Origin of the sequence: Candidatus Neptunochlamydia sp. REUL1 (assembly GCF_963457595.1) — a bacterium.
Lineage (GTDB): Bacteria > Chlamydiota > Chlamydiia > Chlamydiales > Simkaniaceae > Neptunichlamydia.
Map to the genome: position 1 here is coordinate 854,186 of NZ_OY735137.1, position 17,908 is coordinate 872,093.

The 17,908-nt window shown below is 40.3% G+C and carries 23 protein-coding genes and 2 pseudogenes; 9 read left to right on the top strand and 16 right to left on the bottom strand.

Annotated features, from left to right (window positions below; genetic code table 11):
* Positions 1-296 precede the first annotated feature (296 nt).
* Genes R2I63_RS04830 through waaF form a run of 4 tightly spaced genes read right to left on the bottom strand, consistent with a single transcriptional unit; the run spans position 297 to position 4,329 of the window.
* Complete coding sequence (locus R2I63_RS04830; protein ID WP_445083662.1) at positions 297-1,301, bottom strand: NAD(P)H-dependent glycerol-3-phosphate dehydrogenase; 1,005 nt, start codon at positions 1,299-1,301, stop codon at positions 297-299.
* Positions 1,302-1,344: 43 nt separating this feature from the next.
* A complete protein-coding gene (locus R2I63_RS04835; protein WP_316359434.1) occupies positions 1,345-2,382 on the bottom strand; it encodes a UTP--glucose-1-phosphate uridylyltransferase in 1,038 nt (345 codons plus the stop codon).
* The gene (locus tag R2I63_RS04840; protein ID WP_316359436.1) at positions 2,327-3,232 is read right to left on the bottom strand and encodes a glycosyltransferase family 9 protein; all 906 of its coding nucleotides are present in this window, start codon (positions 3,230-3,232) and stop codon (positions 2,327-2,329) included. Before R2I63_RS04840 ends, R2I63_RS04835 begins: the two co-directional genes overlap by 56 nt.
* A complete protein-coding gene (gene waaF / locus R2I63_RS04845) occupies positions 3,229-4,329 on the bottom strand; it encodes a lipopolysaccharide heptosyltransferase II (protein WP_316359439.1) in 1,101 nt (366 codons plus the stop codon). The genes R2I63_RS04840 and waaF overlap by 4 nt, the downstream gene beginning before the upstream one ends.
* Before the next feature lie 10 nt (positions 4,330-4,339).
* On the opposite strand from waaF, the gene ruvC reads away from it, so the two are divergent.
* The 4 genes from ruvC (at position 4,340) to R2I63_RS04865 (ending at position 7,505) form a co-directional block, all read left to right on the top strand.
* Positions 4,340-4,843 carry a crossover junction endodeoxyribonuclease RuvC gene (gene ruvC / locus R2I63_RS04850; RefSeq protein ID WP_316359442.1) on the top strand — a complete coding sequence of 168 codons (504 nt, stop codon included), beginning with the start codon at positions 4,340-4,342 and terminating at the stop codon, positions 4,841-4,843.
* Positions 4,836-5,438, top strand: a complete 603-nt coding sequence (gene ruvA / locus R2I63_RS04855; RefSeq protein WP_316359444.1) for a Holliday junction branch migration protein RuvA — start codon at positions 4,836-4,838, stop codon at positions 5,436-5,438. Before ruvC ends, ruvA begins: the two co-directional genes overlap by 8 nt.
* Before the next feature lie 82 nt (positions 5,439-5,520).
* Complete coding sequence (gene mnmE, locus R2I63_RS04860) at positions 5,521-6,882, top strand: tRNA uridine-5-carboxymethylaminomethyl(34) synthesis GTPase MnmE (protein ID WP_316359447.1); 1,362 nt, start codon at positions 5,521-5,523, stop codon at positions 6,880-6,882.
* On the top strand, positions 6,879-7,505 hold the full coding sequence (locus tag R2I63_RS04865) for an endonuclease III domain-containing protein (protein ID WP_316359449.1): 627 nt from the start codon (positions 6,879-6,881) through the stop codon (positions 7,503-7,505). Before mnmE ends, R2I63_RS04865 begins: the two co-directional genes overlap by 4 nt.
* Before the next feature lie 26 nt (positions 7,506-7,531).
* Here R2I63_RS04865 and R2I63_RS04870 read toward each other — a convergent pair whose 3' ends face one another.
* The gene (locus R2I63_RS04870; RefSeq protein WP_316359450.1) at positions 7,532-7,777 is read right to left on the bottom strand and encodes a transposase; all 246 of its coding nucleotides are present in this window, start codon (positions 7,775-7,777) and stop codon (positions 7,532-7,534) included.
* A 164-nt stretch (positions 7,778-7,941) separates the two neighbouring features.
* Here R2I63_RS04870 and R2I63_RS04875 point away from each other — a divergent pair, with 164 nt between their 5' ends.
* Together R2I63_RS04875 and R2I63_RS04880 are read left to right on the top strand one after the other, a co-directional pair.
* Positions 7,942-8,151: a hypothetical protein gene (locus tag R2I63_RS04875; protein WP_316359455.1), complete on the top strand. Its 210-nt coding sequence runs from the start codon at positions 7,942-7,944 to the stop codon at positions 8,149-8,151.
* 226 nt (positions 8,152-8,377) lie between these two features.
* A complete protein-coding gene (locus tag R2I63_RS04880; protein WP_316359458.1) occupies positions 8,378-8,506 on the top strand; it encodes a hypothetical protein in 129 nt (42 codons plus the stop codon).
* Positions 8,507-8,776: 270 nt separating this feature from the next.
* Here R2I63_RS04880 and R2I63_RS04885 read toward each other — a convergent pair whose 3' ends face one another.
* From R2I63_RS04885 to R2I63_RS04910, 6 genes are all read right to left on the bottom strand, one after another.
* Positions 8,777-9,553, bottom strand: a complete 777-nt coding sequence (locus R2I63_RS04885) for a hypothetical protein (RefSeq protein ID WP_316359459.1) — start codon at positions 9,551-9,553, stop codon at positions 8,777-8,779.
* Between the two features lie 342 nt (positions 9,554-9,895).
* Positions 9,896-10,123, bottom strand: coding sequence for a hypothetical protein (locus tag R2I63_RS04890; protein WP_316359460.1), 228 nt, complete (start codon positions 10,121-10,123; stop codon positions 9,896-9,898).
* An 84-nt stretch (positions 10,124-10,207) separates the two neighbouring features.
* Positions 10,208-10,936 carry a hypothetical protein gene (locus tag R2I63_RS04895; protein WP_316359462.1) on the bottom strand — a complete coding sequence of 243 codons (729 nt, stop codon included), beginning with the start codon at positions 10,934-10,936 and terminating at the stop codon, positions 10,208-10,210.
* A 315-nt stretch (positions 10,937-11,251) separates the two neighbouring features.
* Entirely contained in the window at positions 11,252-11,914 is a 663-nt protein-coding gene (locus tag R2I63_RS04900) for an IS6 family transposase (RefSeq protein WP_316359761.1), read from the bottom strand.
* Positions 11,896-12,126 (bottom strand): hypothetical protein, encoded by a 231-nt coding sequence (locus R2I63_RS04905; protein WP_316359464.1) that lies wholly within the window; start codon positions 12,124-12,126, stop codon positions 11,896-11,898. The genes R2I63_RS04900 and R2I63_RS04905 overlap by 19 nt, the downstream gene beginning before the upstream one ends.
* A gap of 174 nt (positions 12,127-12,300) precedes the next feature.
* The gene (locus tag R2I63_RS04910) at positions 12,301-12,966 is read right to left on the bottom strand and encodes a GNAT family N-acetyltransferase (RefSeq protein ID WP_316359465.1); all 666 of its coding nucleotides are present in this window, start codon (positions 12,964-12,966) and stop codon (positions 12,301-12,303) included.
* Positions 12,967-13,795: 829 nt separating this feature from the next.
* Between R2I63_RS04910 and R2I63_RS04915 the strand changes: the two genes are divergently transcribed.
* Positions 13,796-13,987 (top strand): hypothetical protein, encoded by a 192-nt coding sequence (locus R2I63_RS04915; protein WP_316359467.1) that lies wholly within the window; start codon positions 13,796-13,798, stop codon positions 13,985-13,987.
* 13 nt (positions 13,988-14,000) lie between these two features.
* Here the strand turns inward: R2I63_RS04915 and R2I63_RS04920 are convergent, their stop codons facing one another.
* Entirely contained in the window at positions 14,001-14,585 is a 585-nt protein-coding gene (locus tag R2I63_RS04920) for a recombinase family protein (RefSeq protein WP_316359468.1), read from the bottom strand.
* A 175-nt stretch (positions 14,586-14,760) separates the two neighbouring features.
* Between R2I63_RS04920 and R2I63_RS04925 the strand changes: the two genes are divergently transcribed.
* Together R2I63_RS04925 and R2I63_RS04930 are read left to right on the top strand one after the other, a co-directional pair.
* Positions 14,761-15,663: a hypothetical protein gene (locus tag R2I63_RS04925; RefSeq protein ID WP_316359470.1), complete on the top strand. Its 903-nt coding sequence runs from the start codon at positions 14,761-14,763 to the stop codon at positions 15,661-15,663.
* Positions 15,664-15,784: 121 nt separating this feature from the next.
* Positions 15,785-16,045: pseudogene (locus tag R2I63_RS04930) on the top strand (recombinase family protein); the annotation flags it as partial.
* An 8-nt stretch (positions 16,046-16,053) separates the two neighbouring features.
* Here the strand turns inward: R2I63_RS04930 and R2I63_RS10635 are convergent.
* The 4 genes and pseudogenes from R2I63_RS10635 to R2I63_RS04945 form a co-directional block, all read right to left on the bottom strand.
* A pseudogene (locus tag R2I63_RS10635) lies at positions 16,054-16,110 on the bottom strand (hypothetical protein); the annotation flags it as partial.
* A gap of 125 nt (positions 16,111-16,235) precedes the next feature.
* Positions 16,236-16,550, bottom strand: coding sequence for a hypothetical protein (locus R2I63_RS04935; RefSeq protein ID WP_316359472.1), 315 nt, complete (start codon positions 16,548-16,550; stop codon positions 16,236-16,238).
* A 27-nt stretch (positions 16,551-16,577) separates the two neighbouring features.
* Positions 16,578-16,934, bottom strand: coding sequence for a hypothetical protein (locus R2I63_RS04940; RefSeq protein ID WP_316359474.1), 357 nt, complete (start codon positions 16,932-16,934; stop codon positions 16,578-16,580).
* Positions 16,931-17,641, bottom strand: coding sequence for a hypothetical protein (locus tag R2I63_RS04945; RefSeq protein ID WP_316359476.1), 711 nt, complete (start codon positions 17,639-17,641; stop codon positions 16,931-16,933). The genes R2I63_RS04940 and R2I63_RS04945 overlap by 4 nt, the downstream gene beginning before the upstream one ends.
* Positions 17,642-17,908 lie beyond the last annotated feature (267 nt).

The following is a 17,908-nucleotide window of genomic DNA, read 5'->3' on the forward strand; positions in this document are numbered from 1 at the left end:
AAATGGGATGAATAAAGAAAGATCTACCCCAATTCTTGCACGCTCTAAGTAATTTATAATGAACTTTCTATAAAACACAACGTTTCATAACCAAATCATGCCCGATTCGGCCTCCAAAAAAAACTGCGTATATCCGTTTATTAGACTACCAAGAGGATCAGTCTCGTCACCCAAAGGGACTGGAAACCGGGATTTATTCTGAAGTTTAGTAGATTAGTTATAACTCAGGGAAAATCCATTCCTTTGTACCCCAATCTTAATAAATTATTTAATTCGCTGACTTCCAGCAACTTAAATTAAAGATGCTCTTGCTTGACAGTCCGAGCAAGAATTGCCTCAACAGCCTCTCTGGGGTTAACCCCTTCATATATAATGGAATAAACTGCTTCAGTAATCGGCATATCTACTTCTTTCTTAGCGCTGAGCTCTAAAGCAGATAGACAGGTATAGGCCCCTTCAACAACCATTCCAATCTTTTTCCTAGCCTCATCAGGAGAATACCCCTCTGCTAGAAGCTTTCCAAAGATATAATTGCGGCTAAGGGTCGATAGACAGGTAGCACAGAGATCTCCTAGTCCTGAGAGACCGTTAAGAGTGTCGGCCTCACAACCAATCGTCTCCCCAAGCTTTCGGATCTCATGAAGACCACGAGTCATCAAGGCTGCTTTTGTATTTTCACCATATCCAAGGCCATCAGAGATTGCACAGGCTATTGCAATGATATTCTTCATCGCACCCCCAAACGAAACCCCTCTCATATCTCCATTAGGATAAACCCTGAAGCAAGAGGTAGTAAATGCCTTGCAAATTTGCATCATAAGGTCATTATCATAGCTTGAGGCAACAACAGAGGTGGGGAGCTTGCGCATGACTTCTCCAGCTAAACTGGGGCCGCTAAGACATCCGATCTTGGATTTATAATCGTCACCCAGAACTTCCATCGCAACCTCGGACATGAGAAGACCCGTACCTTGCTCAATTCCTTTAGAGGTAAGAACAATCGGTGTTTCCTTCAAGCCGATCTTTTTGAGCTGCTCAAGCACGGGGCGTAGCCCTTTTGAAGTCACAGACTCGACAATCATATCAACATCGGTAATTGCTTCTTTAAGATCAGTAGTGAGAACAAGATTTTCCTCTGCCTGATGATCGCGGAGTTTTGGGTGAGACTCCCCTCTTTTGAGGACTTCTGCCAAGGACATATTTCCAGTCCATAGCTTTACTTCATACCCTTTTTCAGCCAAAAGATTCGCAAGGCAAAAGCCCCAGGCTCCAGCCCCTAAATATCCGATTCTCATCATCACGTCCTAAATAATTTTTTACAATAATTATACATGATAGCAAGTTTTACGTCATGAGCGCTTTTGCCACGGTTTCTAAACTATCTGGTCCTGAACGGTTTTTAAGTGGAGCAAAACAATTTTTACGCTCAGAAATGATGACTTTAAAAGAATTTGCATAGGGGAATAGATCAAAAATAAATGTTTCAAACTTCCAAATCCAGACGTCCCCGGATTGTTTGTGCGCAAGATGCCAGGGAAGCTCTATTTTAGAGGCTCGTGCTGCAAAATCCATGGTGCACGAAAACAGCCCTGTATTTCCCAGTGGAAACCCTAAACCTTGCATCCTTTCAGTCAGCTCAGAATACTCTCGAATCATGAGCTTGCCTCTTTCCTCTCCGATCACCCCTAGCTTCTCTTTTGGGCTATCTCTTCGAATGCATTTGAGGACAAGGTCTACCTGCTCCTTTTCATGGATCGCCAGAAGTTCCCCATCAAAGGGTTCAGCTTTAGGGTTATCTACAGGAATTACCTGGACCACCTCAACACCATTTGCCTTCCAAACTTCCCAGGCTCCTGAATCAAAGAGGTTCTTCAGAGCCTTTCCATTCCCATCAGGTGACTCCATGTCCCCATATAGGTTTCCCTCCTCGTCGCAAACCGGCATCATCTTTTGAGAAAAGACAGAAACATTTGTTAACCCAAAGTAATCATGCTCCTCGAAGTATTGAATTGTTGCTTCATGATTAATTGGGGAGGTCATGACTGCTAGTGAAAGGTCTCTTCCTTTTTCCTTCACTTTTTCAAAAATCAGCTGAAAAAGCGTCTTTTTTTCTTGCAGTGGAAGCTGGACGCACCCTTTTGGTCCATCGACACCAAGACGTGTTCCTTGACCTCCCGCCAACACTAAACACCCCATCTTCTTGAAACTTGAAGAAGGCGCAATGTCTTGCACGATGGCATTTTCATCGAGGAGAACAAATGTCTCAAGTTTGGTGATCTCTTTTTTCTCTTTGAAAACAGCAATGAGGGGATGTGATTGCATCAACTCACCCGAATAAAGAGTGATAGACAGTATCAACGGAAATATTAGCCACGTTATCATTTTTACCATGTAGGGGGATATGTTCAAATTGAGGGTTTGGTGAGTCTACTTTTTGCCTAAGAACTCCTTGCCTAGAGTCAGCCCACAGTGAGACAACCCGAACTGGATAACTTGCATCGACATAGTAGGCAATAGAGAGAACGCCAGAGTCCGGAGCCACAAGGTAGCGGCAGCGATTTTTAATCAAAGATAGCATTTCAAAAAGATTTGTTTCCCCGCGAAGGTCAATGACATTGTCCATCAAAAAAGCAGGTTCTCTTTCCATTCCAAACAAGAGAATTTTGCCTTTGCTTTTTTCCTGAACCTTCTTAAAAAGATTCCGCCATGAAGGGAGATCCCAGTTTTTTTCGTAACCATAATACACACCTGTTTCTGTTTGAACATGACATCCAATATAGGTCTCGCTTGGGTCAAGCTCATACTTGTCAGCAAGGCTGTCCCATTTCTCTTGCCACTTCAGCTTTGGAACAAGGTTTCCAATTTGCCACTTTAGCCACTTTGTAGGATCGGGTTTTTCGAGAACGACATCGAACATGTTAGAGCTTAACGAATGCTCCTTTAAAGTCTCTTCAATATCAAAGGGTTTCCCTCTTTCCCACGAGTCCCCAACAAGCACCTGAACACCCTCAAGCATCGTGAATGCCTCAGCTAAATCCCTGCGTGTCATAAAAGTAATCGATGCGTTAGGAACATAACTACGAATACGATAGACCAAGGCATAAAGACCCAAAGGAATATCCCCTAACCCTCGATTCCAAATGACGAGGAAACGCCCTTTTTCTTCCCCTGCCATTTTCTTTAGAAGTTTATCAAAAGGATTCGGACGGATTGCATCAATCAGTTTTTTCATATGCGCCCCGCAAAGTTTTGCTTCAGTTTAGAAAGAACTGCTGCTGTGACTTCACCCACTCCAATATTCTTCATGCAAGGAAAGTCAATCGGGCAAACCCGTTTAAAACAGGGGGAACAAGGAACTCTCTTCTGAAGAATGTTTTGACTTTGTCTGTAAGGCCCCGTTGCCACTGGGCTTGTTGACCCAAATAGTGCAACAAGGGGAACATCTAGACTATCAGCAATGTGCATCGGTCCACTGTCATTTGTTAAAAAGACACTGCAAATTTTTATAAGTGCTAGCAGCTCTCGCAAGCTAGTTTGACCTGACATGTTTATTGCGCGATTCGAAAGACCCAAACAAATTTTTCCGATTAAATCCTTATGCGAGCGGTCTCCAAAAAAGAGAACCGCATTTTTGGGATCTGCCTCAATAATATTTTTAGTCACTTCCGTAAATCGCTCAGGAAGCCAACATTTTGCAGTCCCATAAGCAGCTCCGGGATTCACCCCAATAATATTGCAATTAGGGTTAATGTCAAAGCGCTTGACAAGCTTCCACGCTTCTTTGATCTCCTGATCCGTTACAACCAGTCTGGGCTTTGTCTCGGAAACAGGAATTCCTAGAGGCTTTAGGAGCTCCTTATAAGTACTCACGAGGTGTTGCTCCTTTTTCTTCTCAGAAAAAGAAACCGGATGGGTCATTAGAAAGCTTCGACCATCTGCGCGATATCCCAGCGCGTTTTTAACATTCCCTTGCCAAAACCTCCAGGCCGATGAAAATGAATTAGTCAATAAAATCCCAAGATCATACGTCCCGCTTTTCAGTTTCGCAACGATGTTTCGCTCCCCAATCCGACGAATAAAGCTCTCTCCTCGGCTTACACAGAAAAGCTCATCCACAGCAGGATCATTTTCTAGCAAGGGGGCAACATTGTCCTGACACATCACTGTGATTTCAGCATGGGGGTAATGCTCCCGCAAATCTGCTAAAACAGGAGTCGCCATCACCAAATCACCCAACCAATTCGGCATTCGGACAATGATAGACTTCGGATCTAAGTTTTCTAGACTTTTCATTGGTTTAAGATTAACAGAAAATCCTTTTCGTTCCATAATGAAAAATATGAGTCGAAAAAAACATATTATTGTAGGAATTGATCCAGGAACCCGTATCACTGGGTATGGAGTTATCGAAACAGATCTCCGTTCATTTACTCCCCTTGACTTTGGATGTATCCGTCCCTCGCCTAAACTCTCCCTCCACGAAAGATACGGCATCATCCATGAAGGGATCGAGCACATCCTTGATTCCTATCCTATCGAAGCCGTTTCCATTGAAACGCAATTTGTTAACCGCAATGTTCAAAGTGCTCTAAAACTCGGAATGGCAAAAGGCGTTGCTCTTGTTGCCGCCACAAAGCGCAAAATCCCCATCTTCGAATATGCCCCAAAAAAGGCAAAACTTGCTGTTGTAGGCTCTGGATCAGCAACCAAGGAACAGGTCCAAAAAATGATGCAAACGCTCCTAAATCTTGAGGAAATTCCCACCCCTGAAGACGCTGCCGATGCCCTCGCCCTTGCAATTACTCATGCCAATCATATTAAACCCGTAGGCGTCCATGTTTGAATACATCAAAGGAACTCTTGTCTCAATTACTCCCCATAACGCTGTAGTAGATGTCAATGGTGTAGGCTATTTGCTTTACACACCCCTCAGTGCTTTTTCCGCAGCACCCCCGATCGGGGAAAGTACCCTCTTTTATATCTCCTCAGTGATCCGCGAAGATTCGTACAAAAACTTTGGGTTTCTTACCTGCGAAGAGCGCGATCTTTTTGAAAAAATTAGCACCGTATCTGGTATTGGTCCTAAAACTGCCCTAGCCCTCATCGGCCACCTCGACAGCTCAGCTCTTGAGTCCGCCATCACCACCGCAAACACCACCATTCTTTCTAAAATTCCAGGGATTGGAAAAAAAACTGCTGAACGACTGATCATAGAGCTTCGCGACAAAGTCCTCAAAGGGCTCAAAAAAGCCCCCCTTCCACACACCTCAAAGCATGAAATTACCGAGGAGGATCAGATGGTAAACGATGCGCTCTCTGCACTCATGAACCTCGGGTATAATTCCCTTCAAGCACAACAAGCACTCAAAAAAGCCCTTGCAAGCGAAACTCCTTCCGATCTTAGCATGCTCATTCGGACGGCCCTCTCCGGAATATAAAAATTGAATTGAAAACTCCATTTTCACATTTTTGTACGGGTGTGATATCATGGACCTCCACTTATCAAGGACCAATTTGAAAATGGAATTTAACCATCGCAGTTATGAGAAGGGGCAAACGGTTGCAGCTGTTGCGACCCCGCCGGGGGTGGGGGGCATTGCCGTCATCCGCATCGCGGGTGATGATGCCTTAGCCGTTGCAGATCAAATTTTCTCCGGCCCAATTCACAAGTATGAAAGTCATACCGTCCATTTTGGAAAGATTATTGAAGGGGATGGGAAGATCATTGACGAGGGTCTTGCTGTCGTGATGAAAAACCCCCGCTCCTACACAGGGGAAGATACGGTGGAAATCCATTGCCATGGAGGAACTCTGATTACGCGCAAGGTTCTAGATGCCGCGCTAAAAGCGGGAGCACGCGCAGCCCTTCCTGGAGAATTCACATTTAAAGCCTTTCAAAATGGAAAGATCGACCTCACAAAAGCAGAAGCGGTGCAACAGGTCATTGCTTCCAAAAGTGAGCTTGCATGGCAAGCCGCTGAAAATCATTTAGAAGGGAAGCTTTATAAGAAGATTTCAACATTCCAAAAAGAGCTCACAGAAATCGCTGCTATCCTTGAGGCATGGGTTGATTTTCCAGAAGAAGGACTAGAGTTTGCTTCGAAGGAGGAGCTCTGCTCTCATTTAGAAGACTTGATCAAAAGTATGAGCGCTTTACATGGGTCGTTTCATGATGGACAGTCCCTAAAGTCCGGCTTTTCGCTTTGCCTAATTGGAGCGCCCAATGTGGGAAAGTCCTCCTTGATGAATGCCCTTTGTGGAAAAGAGCGGGCGATTGTCACCAACATCCCCGGCACAACACGTGATCTTCTTGAAGAAGAGGTCCAACTTGCTGGTCTCCAATTTAGACTCATTGACACAGCAGGCATTAGAGTCACTGATGAAGTGATTGAAAAGGAGGGGGTGCGCCGCTCTGAAAAGGCTGCGCAAGAAGCCGACCTGATCCTTCTGGTTTATGATCACAATCATCCTACCCACATTGAGATGACCCTCCCTGAAAAAAGAACCATCGTGATTTGGAACAAAATCGACCTGAAAGAGGGGGGGAAATTGAACCTACCCTACCCTCATCAAGTAGATGTTTCTGCCAAAGAAGGGACAGGGATTGACCTTCTCAAACAAGAAATCCACAATGTGATTTGGCAAGGAACACCTCCATCTAAAGAGGAGGTCATTATTTCAAGTGAGCGTCACCACCAAGCTCTTGGTGAAGCAATCAAAGCAGTTGAGGTTGTCCATAGTGGTCTACAAACAGACATTTCCCCCGAGTTTTTGATCTCCGACATTCGCTTGGCATTAAAGGAGCTCGGAACGATTATTGGAATGAATATCACCGAAGAAGTACTCAGTACCATCTTTTCTAAGTTTTGTGTAGGTAAATGACAAAAGAAAAACGTGCCTCCATTGTCCGTCGCATTCTTAACAAACTCTTTCCGAATCCCCCCATTCCCCTTAAACACAAAGATCACTACACCCTCTTGATCGCCGTCCTTCTTTCTGCGCAATGCACCGACAAAAAGGTAAACGAAATCACCCCAAAACTATTTGCAAAAGCAAGTGACCCTTATGAAATGGTTGAACTCACCGTCAAACAGATTGAATCGATCATTCGCCCTTGTGGACTTGCACCGACAAAAGCCAAAGCGATTCATAGACTGTCTGAAATCTTAATTGATGACTATCAAGGAAAAATCCCTCGCACACTAGAAGAGCTTGAAGCACTTCCCGGGGTCGGCCATAAAACCGCATCAGTTGTTACTATTCAAGCCCTAAAAAAGCCTGCATTTCCTGTTGACACCCACATCCATCGATGTGCGAAGCGGTGGGGGCTCAGCTGCGGCAAAAGCGTGAAACAAACCGAAAAAGATCTTAAAGCCATTTTCCCAAAAACAACCTGGAAAAAACTTCACCTTCAAATCATCTACTACGCAAGGCAGTATTGCCCAGCAAAAAAGCATAGCATTGACGAGTGCCCTATTTGCAATGCTATATCTAAATACAATTAATTTTTATATGCCATTCATGATCGGCTTCACTTGTAAAAAAAATCTAAAATTTTCTCCAAATGTCCTTTCTTGACCCATCGGCTATAACGGTTATATATCGTTTTCCACGAGCCAAATTCTGAGGGTAAATCTCTCCAAGGAGCACCCGTTCTTAGCACCCAATAAACAGCTTCTAAAAATTGCCTGTCATCATTCCCATGTCTTCCTTTTGGAGCTGGTAACAAAGGAGCAATTTTTCCCCAGATCTCATCAGTAATTAATTCTCTTAACATAAAGTCCGTTTCCTTCGGTTTTACTTTATGCAAGTCTAATCAATTTTTTATCTTTAGTGACAGAGCATAAGTGCTTTACCTTGACACTACCTTACTTTCTGATGGACTCGCTCAAGCTATTAAAATCTTGAGGCTTTGAATATCAAAAGAGTTTGTCTTGGAAGATGAAGGAGCCCTTTGAAGACAACTCGATGATAGGTGACGTTCTTATGGTTTTAATGGGAACAGTTGGTGGTTCTAACCGTTCTGTCTTTAAGGCTAATACTCTTCTTGAAAACAACGGCCAAGGATCACGACACGATCAAGAGAGAGCCTACATCGAAAAGATGCATCCTGACTGGGATCTGTTTTCCATGCCAACGGAAGATCTATAAACTATTTTTTGCGGGTGAGGTAAGGCTTCGACTCCTAGGCCTTGCCTCTTTGTCTATACGTGTGACAATAAGAAACACTAAACCTCTCCACGCTAAAAATCAAAGGGGGCGTACCCTCTTAAAGAATGCTTAAAAACAGCTAATCTTATGCAGCTAACGAACACTAAGATGTTACACCATGTTATAATAGAGCTTTCAGGACACTAAAAATTAGGAGGAAAATATCATGGAAAACGCAGAAGCTATAGACTACTGCCAATGCTCTATTCAGGGGGATCTCATCACGAAAACCACGCCATTTACACGCAATGTGGAAGGGAAAGACTTCTCATTTGAAATGGAGATGGAATACTGAGGGGATTGCAATGGCGCTATTACAACAGACCATACAGAAAAACAGATAAACGCAAAGGCCTATGAGTGCTACTACAAAGAACACAACATGCTTACACCCACGAAAATCAAAAGCATCAGGACAGAGCTAGGGCTATCCTGCCAAAAGTTCGGTAGAGTCTTAGGCGTCTCGTATCACCACCTCTACAACAGAGAAAATAACAAGATATACTGCTCCCTATTAAATAAGCACGCTTTGGATGGGGAAGTGGGTTAGAAAGCGCGCGATGATTTACTTTAGGATTTCTACCATCTTTATCCCTAAGGGGCTTAGCTTAACTGCATCTCTGTCTCTATCAAAAACGAAGAATTGCCGAGCAAGATGTGCTGATAATAAATACCTTAAGTTCCCTAACTCAACAGTATACCCACTCTTTTCACATGCGTTTCCAAGTTTTTTTATGGAAACAGGATTCCCCTCTCTTAGAAAACCCTCTTTTTTGAAAATAGTTAAAACATCCTTTAGCCTTCCTTGAGGTTCTTCAAGATAGATTGAGTTTAATCTGTCTGCAAGACTCTGTGTTTTCTGTACACCTCTATCGGTTAAGCTAACTTGTGTTTTTCCATCTTCATTGCTAGTTAGTTGAAATAATCTTTTGTTCCTATTTGATAGGAAAGAAGATTTGAAATTACCGGATTTTACCTTTGAGGTTTTGTTTCCATTTGATGCGATTGATCTATAACCTTCTCTATTACAAAGACTTGTGAGATTCGATAAGAGGATACATCTATTGCCAATCAAATGATTCGCAAACATGTATAGCTTCACAAACGTCATTCTTTTTTCTGGAGGTTTTCCAGATGGAATATTCGCATGAATAAAGATTTTATCGCCTTCTCTGGTAAAGATATTCGCGTAATCAGAAATACTACCCAAAGCTACAGATCTTGTTTTGTCTTCTGCAGCTATAGTCGCAAACCTCTTCTCTTGAAAAGATGAACTATGTGCTGCTCTGGAGCTCATAAAAGATAACGGAAGTCTCATGGTGTTAAAAGATAGTCTTATCATGGATATTCTCCTTATTTATTAGAGATTTAAAGAAAAGCTATGCTGCTCCTAGGGAGGTTTTTCGTCAATAAAATTATTGACTCCACCGAATAGTAAGATTCAACGATAGGAGGCTTATCTCTGAAAAGCAGGATATACTGTTTCCTCCTAAGCACGGAAATCGTTATACCAATCAAGAAGACTCAGAAGATGAAGATGGAACTTCGGACAGAATTCTGTCCGAAGTAGATCGTGAAGCTTCAAATCCAACCCGAAAAGCCGCTAAAGCTTCTGGAATGAACGCCACGACATACAACAAGGTCAAAGAATTCAGAAAGAAAGCGATGAAGCAAAGTAGGGGGTTCACGCTTTCAGATAAGAACCATTTAAAGCCCCACCGATTAGAGAAGCAGCAATATTAATAGAAGCTATAGGAATTGCTGCTAAAGCCTCAGCACCCGTCGATAGAATATTTCGAGCTGTAGAATTTACTTTTTCTACGCTGCCTGCATCACAAGGGATGCTTTCTGAATTGTCAATAAAAACAAACCCTTTTTCCTGATTATTCTGTAATCCAACTTGAGTAGTCATAACAACCTCCTGTTACCTTACTATCAAAAGATTATACGATCGATTAAAATTCTATTCCTAATGTGGATTTACGAAAAGAAAATTTTAAATTTTCTGGAGTGTAGACTTTGGAAGTTCTTGAGGTTGAGTCTGAGGTTTGGTATTTCCATAAAAGTATTTATGTGCTGAATACGCCAGAACCAACAAAGCAAGGGCAAAAATGACACCAACCTTTCTTTTTTCTCTGTTGCTCATAGGCATTGTGGAGACTATTGGTCTAGATATTGGCGCTTGCGGTTCTTCGATAGGTGTAGCGGCGTGCATTCCTTCCATAGGTGTAGCGGTAGGTCTAAAAGTGATAGAGAATGGAATATCAAAGTATTCTGTTTTTCTACGAAGAGGGTTAGGATGGTTTTGAATTATTTCATGCGTTTTAGCCTCCGACTCTTCTACACAAGGATCTCCCTTCGGCATCTCTGAAGAGACTAAGCTTCTTATGGATTCTTGAGACTTATAAGAATTTGAAGAAGTAGAACTAGATTTGTCTGAGTTCATTAAAACAGATGCTTCGCAAGCTTCTTTCTTTAGAATAGCATATCCTCCTTCGCCTTGAAAGATTTGTTGAATATTTATATCAGTTAGAGGCGTTTCTGTTTTAGAAAAAAGTAGCTTGTAAGAATCTCCGTCAACAAGCTCACGATCTTCAAAAATCTTTTCCCTCAAAGCAGAAACCCTTATATTTGTTGGAAGATTAGAAAACGGAATTGTTTCGATATTTCCGTTTAGCTGAACCTCTACATTAAAAGAGCTTTGAAGACGCACACTTGAGCTCATATCAACCTCCAATAAGTCATAAATGAATACCAGAAGCATAAGAGTGTTGAGGATTATTTACAAAAGAAAGCTCTAAAACGGGATTGAAACAGTTTCAAAACTTTGATAATAAACACACTAAAGACCACCAGAATTTTAATAAGCGCTCTTCTGAAGAGAATGAAAGATTCTCACAAGTTATACCATTCGTAAAAAATAAAGTCATAAATTTAATTGATCTTTTCATGTAAGCTGTTTGACTTTAACAGGAGGTGAGTAGTGTTGCAAAGAACACCAAGTCCATCCAAGCAGAAGCTTTTTTCTCTCTTTTTGTCGTTAAGCTGCTAGTTCGTTCCCTTGAAATAAACTTTCAATAAATGTTTTTACGTCATAGGCATTTCCACCCGATATCACTTCAATTTGTCCTTTGAAAATCATATGCATCGACTCGATTCCATCTATTGTATTCCTAGCCGTTTCTAGGCTGTGATATCCCATAGAAAAGTGATATTGCCTTTTCACATTTCTATGGTCTTGTTCCAGAAGGTTATTAAGATATTTGACTTTTCTGAGGTTTGTTTCCTTGAAAATACCTTCTTCTTGCATAAAGGAAAAAGCTGGAGGATAAGACGCATGCTTATCTACATTAATAACCCGCGGCTCTCCTGCTTTTGCTAATTTTTTGAAGATAGTGAGCGCTGCAGGGGCGTCCCTTCTTTCGCTTAAGTAAAAATCGATTGTTTCTCCATTCGAATCTATTGCTCTGTAGAGGTAGTACCAAATTCCTTTGATCTTGATGTAGGTTTCATCGACTCTCCATGAATCGTTGGGTCTTTTTACAAAAGTTCGAAGCTTTTTTTTAAGTTCAGCTCCATAAAGCTGAACCCATCGATAAATCGTGGTGTGATCGATCTTCAATCCACGCTCATTCATCATCCCTTCCAAGTTTCTATAGCTCAGACAGTAACGTAAATACCATCTTACGCATAGCAAAATGATTTCCGACGAATAATGTCTCCATTTGAATGAATGTTTTTTGCAACACTACCGGCAGGCCAGTCATCTAGGTGACAGACTTTGCTATAGATCTTTCGTAACGTTGCAGTGCTACGACGACCGAGCACCCATGCGACAGTTTTTCTTGAAGCACGGTCCAAGGCTTTGATGATCCACAGCTTGTTTTTTTGAACCAATGAAATGTCACATCTCATCAAATTCCATAAATTCCATTTCCTTAATATTCGAAGAAATCTTGGGTCTGTCTATGAGCGCATCTTCTTTTCTTATCCATTTGAACACGGAAGCTCTTATAACTCCAAACAGCTTAGCTATAAAATCATATGATGCTTTTCCTAGTGATATGTAGAGTTGGGTATCTCGTATTTTTATATCTTCTGAGTTGTCTCTAATAGAATTTGAGGAGAACTAGAAAAAGAGTTGAATGTTTGTTTATGGATATTGCCCCAGAAGTCATCGGATGCCATTGCATTTTCGAAATCATTATTTGTATACTCACGAATTGTTATAAGCCAGAAATCTTGCGCACTCTTTGCTGCTTCAATTTCGCGTACTTGCCATCTACTTGGAAATGCAGCAAAAATAGCATGAGCAAACTCTTTTCCATAACCTTTTCGTCTCTCACTTTTTATGATAAAAAATTCACCCACATCAAGGAGGTTGTCATCACAAATTTCTATAGTGCAAAATCCAATGACTTTATCTTGTTTCATTAAATAGATCCCACAATTAGGATCTGTCCAGGGAGTATCCAATTCATATCTTCCATCTGCTTTAGGAGTGCTCTTTGTCAAAGGGGCAAACTCCTTCTCGTATTCTTGGACGAGTGGATCGATCTTGTCAAAATCAGCATCTGTTATGGTTTTTAATACAAGACCTTGCTGTTCCAAGGAATCTCTACCTTTATTTATGGCCTGGACACACTTTTCAACATTAAAAATGTCTGTAATCCTTTTTTGATCAAAATGCTTACTCACTAAAGAGTTATCGTTTATGGATGGAGGATTTGGCTGATTGCTACTTACAGGTTCCATTTTATTTATCCTTGTTCTTATAGTGGGTTAAAATTAAAATTTTAAACCCGGTTATCTCTTTTTAATTGGCATGTTTATCTTCACTTTGGCGCCATTGAAAATCCAAGTTTTGAAATTGTTTGGGTATAGCTTTACCATCCCTAAAATTTTAAATTCAAAACGATTGAAAAAAAGAATTATAGAATATTTTTGGAATATAAGTATACAAGATCCTATCCAGAATTTAAAAGATTTTTTGAGACAAAACTTCAACCAAAATCCTATGAGAGCAAACTGCAAAAAAACCATTCCAGTACTTGACTCTCCTTTCCCATCTCATTGAGATTCTTCTGTACCTTGTTTTTAACCATGCAATCGTTCGCTCAACCTTCCACCTAAACTTCTCAAGATAACACAATTCAGTTTCGGCTCTCGAACCCTTCCGATAGGGTATTAGCCGAAAAACCTTATTGAGAGTGTTTACTCAAAGAATGCTGTTATTTAACTTAACTTGTTTATTATTTATGAGTTAGCTCGCTGTTTTTCACATCTTGTCATAAATAGATATTTCTTATCCTAGAACTTCTGAAAGTTCCTCTATGAAAATTGATCTTACGTTTCTTTTAAAAATTTTTGCCAGTTCATTCTTTTGGTTAACACTCTCAAAATGCGGACAATATACCACGTTTTTAAATTTTTCATTCGCGCGTAGATCAGAGACATTAAAAATTTAAAAAGAATGCTTTTTTGGGGGCACCCCCCTTTAGGCTCGATCTGTGAGGTTTTGGGTCCCTATAATCCTTACATGATCTGCTATTAGATGGATCAATCTATCACTAAGGTAAAGCTTATGATGACACCCGATAGCAACGAAGATATACCTGGATTCTTTGAGATTGAAGAAGATCTCTACGAACCAGCTGGCCCACAAGACCAATCAACAGACAGCAACGCTGATGACTACAAAGACATGCTTATTGAACTGCATAGCTTTGCTAAACGTCAGGCAGGATACTACAAGAACAAAAGCAAGTACAAATAGGACTTCAATAAGCTTAAGTAGCGCTGACTTCGAGCCTCAGATACTGATAGACGGTTTCCCTTCTAATGCCAAACTCTCTAGCAAGCTTTGCTTTGTGTTCTCCATCCTGTGATCGTCTCTGTAAATCAAGCACCTGTTCATCAGACAGCTTTCGCTTCCCTCCTTTATAGAGTCCTTTCTTCTTAGCTAAGGCGATTCCTTCTAGCTGTCTTTCCTTGATGAGGTTCCTCTCAAACTCCGCAAACCCTCCCATAATCGATAACAATAGGTTGGACATAGCAGAGTCATCACCACTAAACGTAAGGTTCTCTTTAATGAACTGCACCTTGATGTCTTTGCTAGTAAAGTGCTCAACCAGGTTTCGAAGGTCTTTGAGGTCTCTTGCTAAACGATCCATGCTGTAAGCAATGATGGTATCACCTTGTCTAGCATATGCAATGAGCTCCTTTAGTTTGGGTCTGTCGATGCTACGACCTGAAGCTTTATCCACAAACTTCTTATCTATATCCAAAGACTCGAGTTGCCTTTCAGGATTCTGATCAAATGTGCTGACTCTAATGTATCCTAGTTTTTGTCCTTTGCTGATATCTGTAGACATACGTTGCTCCTTTTCTGCTTAAAGTGTTGCATCAGAGCCTAAGACTTCAAGTAAAAAGTGTCAATTTTAAATGAAAACAACTTCAATCTAACACTTTTGAGATGTTTTCAGAGTGTTAGTCTGGGGTATACCCTATCTGGACAGTTGCTGGAATTCCATTTTTTATATATCATTCGTGAAATATTCAATATTAAGCCTAGATATTTCAATGATCTCCTTTCTCAAAAAAGTATTTCTTTTTGCTTTGATAGCCCTAATAGGGTCTGCTATATATGATGTTATCTGTATTTCCTATTATTCCCTCTGGTTTTCAAGTACATGTTTATCTACACCGTATTCTCCTAGAAAAGAAAAAGAACTTTTGCCTCATTTATGTAATGAATTTAAATATCTTGATCAGGGATCAACAAGCGAAGCTTTTGCTTCGATAAATGGGGGGGTTGTAATCAAGTTTTTTTTAGAAAAAGAGTATACATCTAAGAAAAGAAAATACATTCCTATTGTAAATTATATAGCTTCAATTAAAAAAAAACTTAAATTAAAAAAAAACTACTGTGAGGGATGCATTAATTCTAGGCTTTTGCTAAACGATGAAAGCGGTATAATTTATTATCATTTTTCTCCAACAAATTTTTTAAAAAAATCGATAGTTTTTTATGACAAAAATGGGAAAAGAAAAGAAATTGATATGGATAAATCTTTCTACTACATCCAAAAAGAAGCAATAGTTTCTGGTGATTACATTAATGAATGTATCCAAAGTGGGAACGATACTCAGGCTTTTTTAGCAATCACAGACCTTCTTTCTTTTACCAAAAGACTCTATGATCAAGGAATTGTAATGGTAGACCTTCAATTGACAAGCAATTTTGGATTTATAGATGGAGAATTAATTAGAATTGATACGGAGCATGTTAATTTCAAAAAATCTTGGAAAAAAGTTCATAAAAAACACCTAAAAGAACAGCTCGCTAACTTTCGTTTTTGGATTTCTTCTAACTACCCCGTAATATTTCGAGATCATTTTGATAAAGAAATATCTAGGCTTAATATTGAATATTTCACGAATGATATATAAAAAATGGAATTCCAGCAACTGTCCAGATAGGGTAGACCCTATCGTGACAGTCGAAGTTGACACTTTTTGCTCAAGGTCTTAGACTCTAATGTGACAGTTTAGAGAGGCCTTATGAAGCACAAAGAAAGTTGGTTACGTCCGCGTTAGTTCTTTCGATCAAAATCCCGAGCGCCAGCTAGAGGGATTAGAATTAGACAGAAAATTTACTGATAAAGCATCTGGTAAAAGCACGAATCGCCCTGAACTTGAAGCTATGATCGATTATGTTAGAGAAGGTGACATTTTGATCGTTCATAGCATGGATCGTCTAGCAAGAAACTTGGATGACTTGAGAAAAATTGTTTTCAAGTTAACCAGCAAGCATGTGACCTTGCCGTACATGCTGAAGAGTTCTTTGAGCTGAGACGAAGTCACGCTTTCTGCTAGTCCTTTTACAAATATGTCCATATTTTGCCTTTTTGGGTTTGATTAGCAAATATCACGCTAAATATAAAGAGGTTGTATTTATAAAGCTATAGCATCATACCAGGAAGCAGAAGATAGGCTCTTATAGCGCAAGTATGAGACCCACTCTAGAGATTCTTAACTTTTCGTTTCATTTTGCGGACGTCTTCCTCAAGAAATGCCAAACGATTGGTGATATCGTGAGTGGACTCCTCTTCTTTTCCATGCTTGACATAAGAATCTGCAAGATTCATGGATCCAGTAAAAAAGACAAAGTACAGCAAGTCCAAGATAAGTTCTTCCTGTCCTCGGAAGTGTTCTTTGAACTCTTTTAGCTCAGGAGATATTTCTTTATCGTTCCTGAAATTTTCAAGGATCCTTTCGAGATCTTCTCCTGCGTTTTCTTGAGATTTGTTTTTTGGCGATTTATGTAGCTTTAGCACAGTATTTTGGCCCTTTAGTTAGAGATTTTATCCATAGTACTTTTTACGCTGTTCTTCCATCTTACGTTCATACTCTGCTGTTTCCTCTGGAGTGGGATTCCAGTTTTCAAGCTCTTTCATTCGCGCCTCATAAGCTTCTTGTTGCTCTGGTGTTCGTTGGAGTTTAGAAAGGTGATCTTTTGCCTCTTGGAGAACTTCTATTGATTCGTTGTATGGGAACTCCCAGTAGTTGGCACCTGGGTTGTTAGCAAATATAATTGTATAACCTGTATTATCCTCCTTAAATATTTGGAATATCTGATTATTTTCGTAATACACATCTGCAACAGGATTTTCCTTGTCTGGTAAATCCCCCAATATTGTTTTCCATCCTTTGTATTTCATTTTTTAGGCTCCAAAAATCCAATCATTTTTTTACCGTCTTTAGAGAATCTTGCACCATGACCATTTGGGTGCCATACATCTAAAACCTCTCCGAAATTTAAATGAGGTTCTTTTAAGATGCTTTTATCAGGATGATTCAATATTTCATCGAGCACTTTTTGTCCCTGCATATTTACCTCATGTATATTACCACTTGGTTTTGGAAATACTGATCCTAACCTATCTGTTTTCTTCTGCAAGGCTCTTCCAGCCTGACTTAATCCACCTCTATCTTGGAAAGTCCCAGAGTGACTCATTTCTCCTATAGAGACTGCTTTAGTCTCACCCTTTTCAACCCATGTTACAAACTGATAATTATTACTTCTATTCACACCTTTTGCCGCTTCTAGTGCTTTGTATTCAACCTTAGTAATGCTTTTCTTAAAGAATCCCTTAGGATATATCGGAAGCATTTCGCTCCAAGGATTTCCGATTCCACTGTGGTAAGCAGGATTCTGTAGTGCTTCAATAGCCCTTACTTGTTTCCCAAATCCGCGAGAATTCAAAAGTGCTCTATCTAATAACGGATTAGGCTCCGGAGGAGAGTTTTCTAGAGAACTAGATGCAGAACTATAACCGCATGAATGATCGCTAGAGGTAGAGCTTTCTGAGGAGCTGGAGGGAGGAGGGAGGTTCTGAGGGACTCTAAGATGTGTTAACTTCTGCATCGGCTCATCCTACTAGTTTGATCAAGATGCCATAAGAGCTTAATCGATAGCGGTTATCTAATCAAAGATTTACAACCACATATCAAAGAATTCCCGTATTCTATCCAATGTAAATTTTAAATATTTTTTGATGGGGTCAAAGATGATGTGTCCGAAGTGCATAAAGAATATCACAATCGTAAGCATTACAAAAATTCGCAGAATTGATTGTCCTACCCCATTTAATAGAGAAAACTTTGGAGATAGAAACTCTGGAGCAGAAAGATT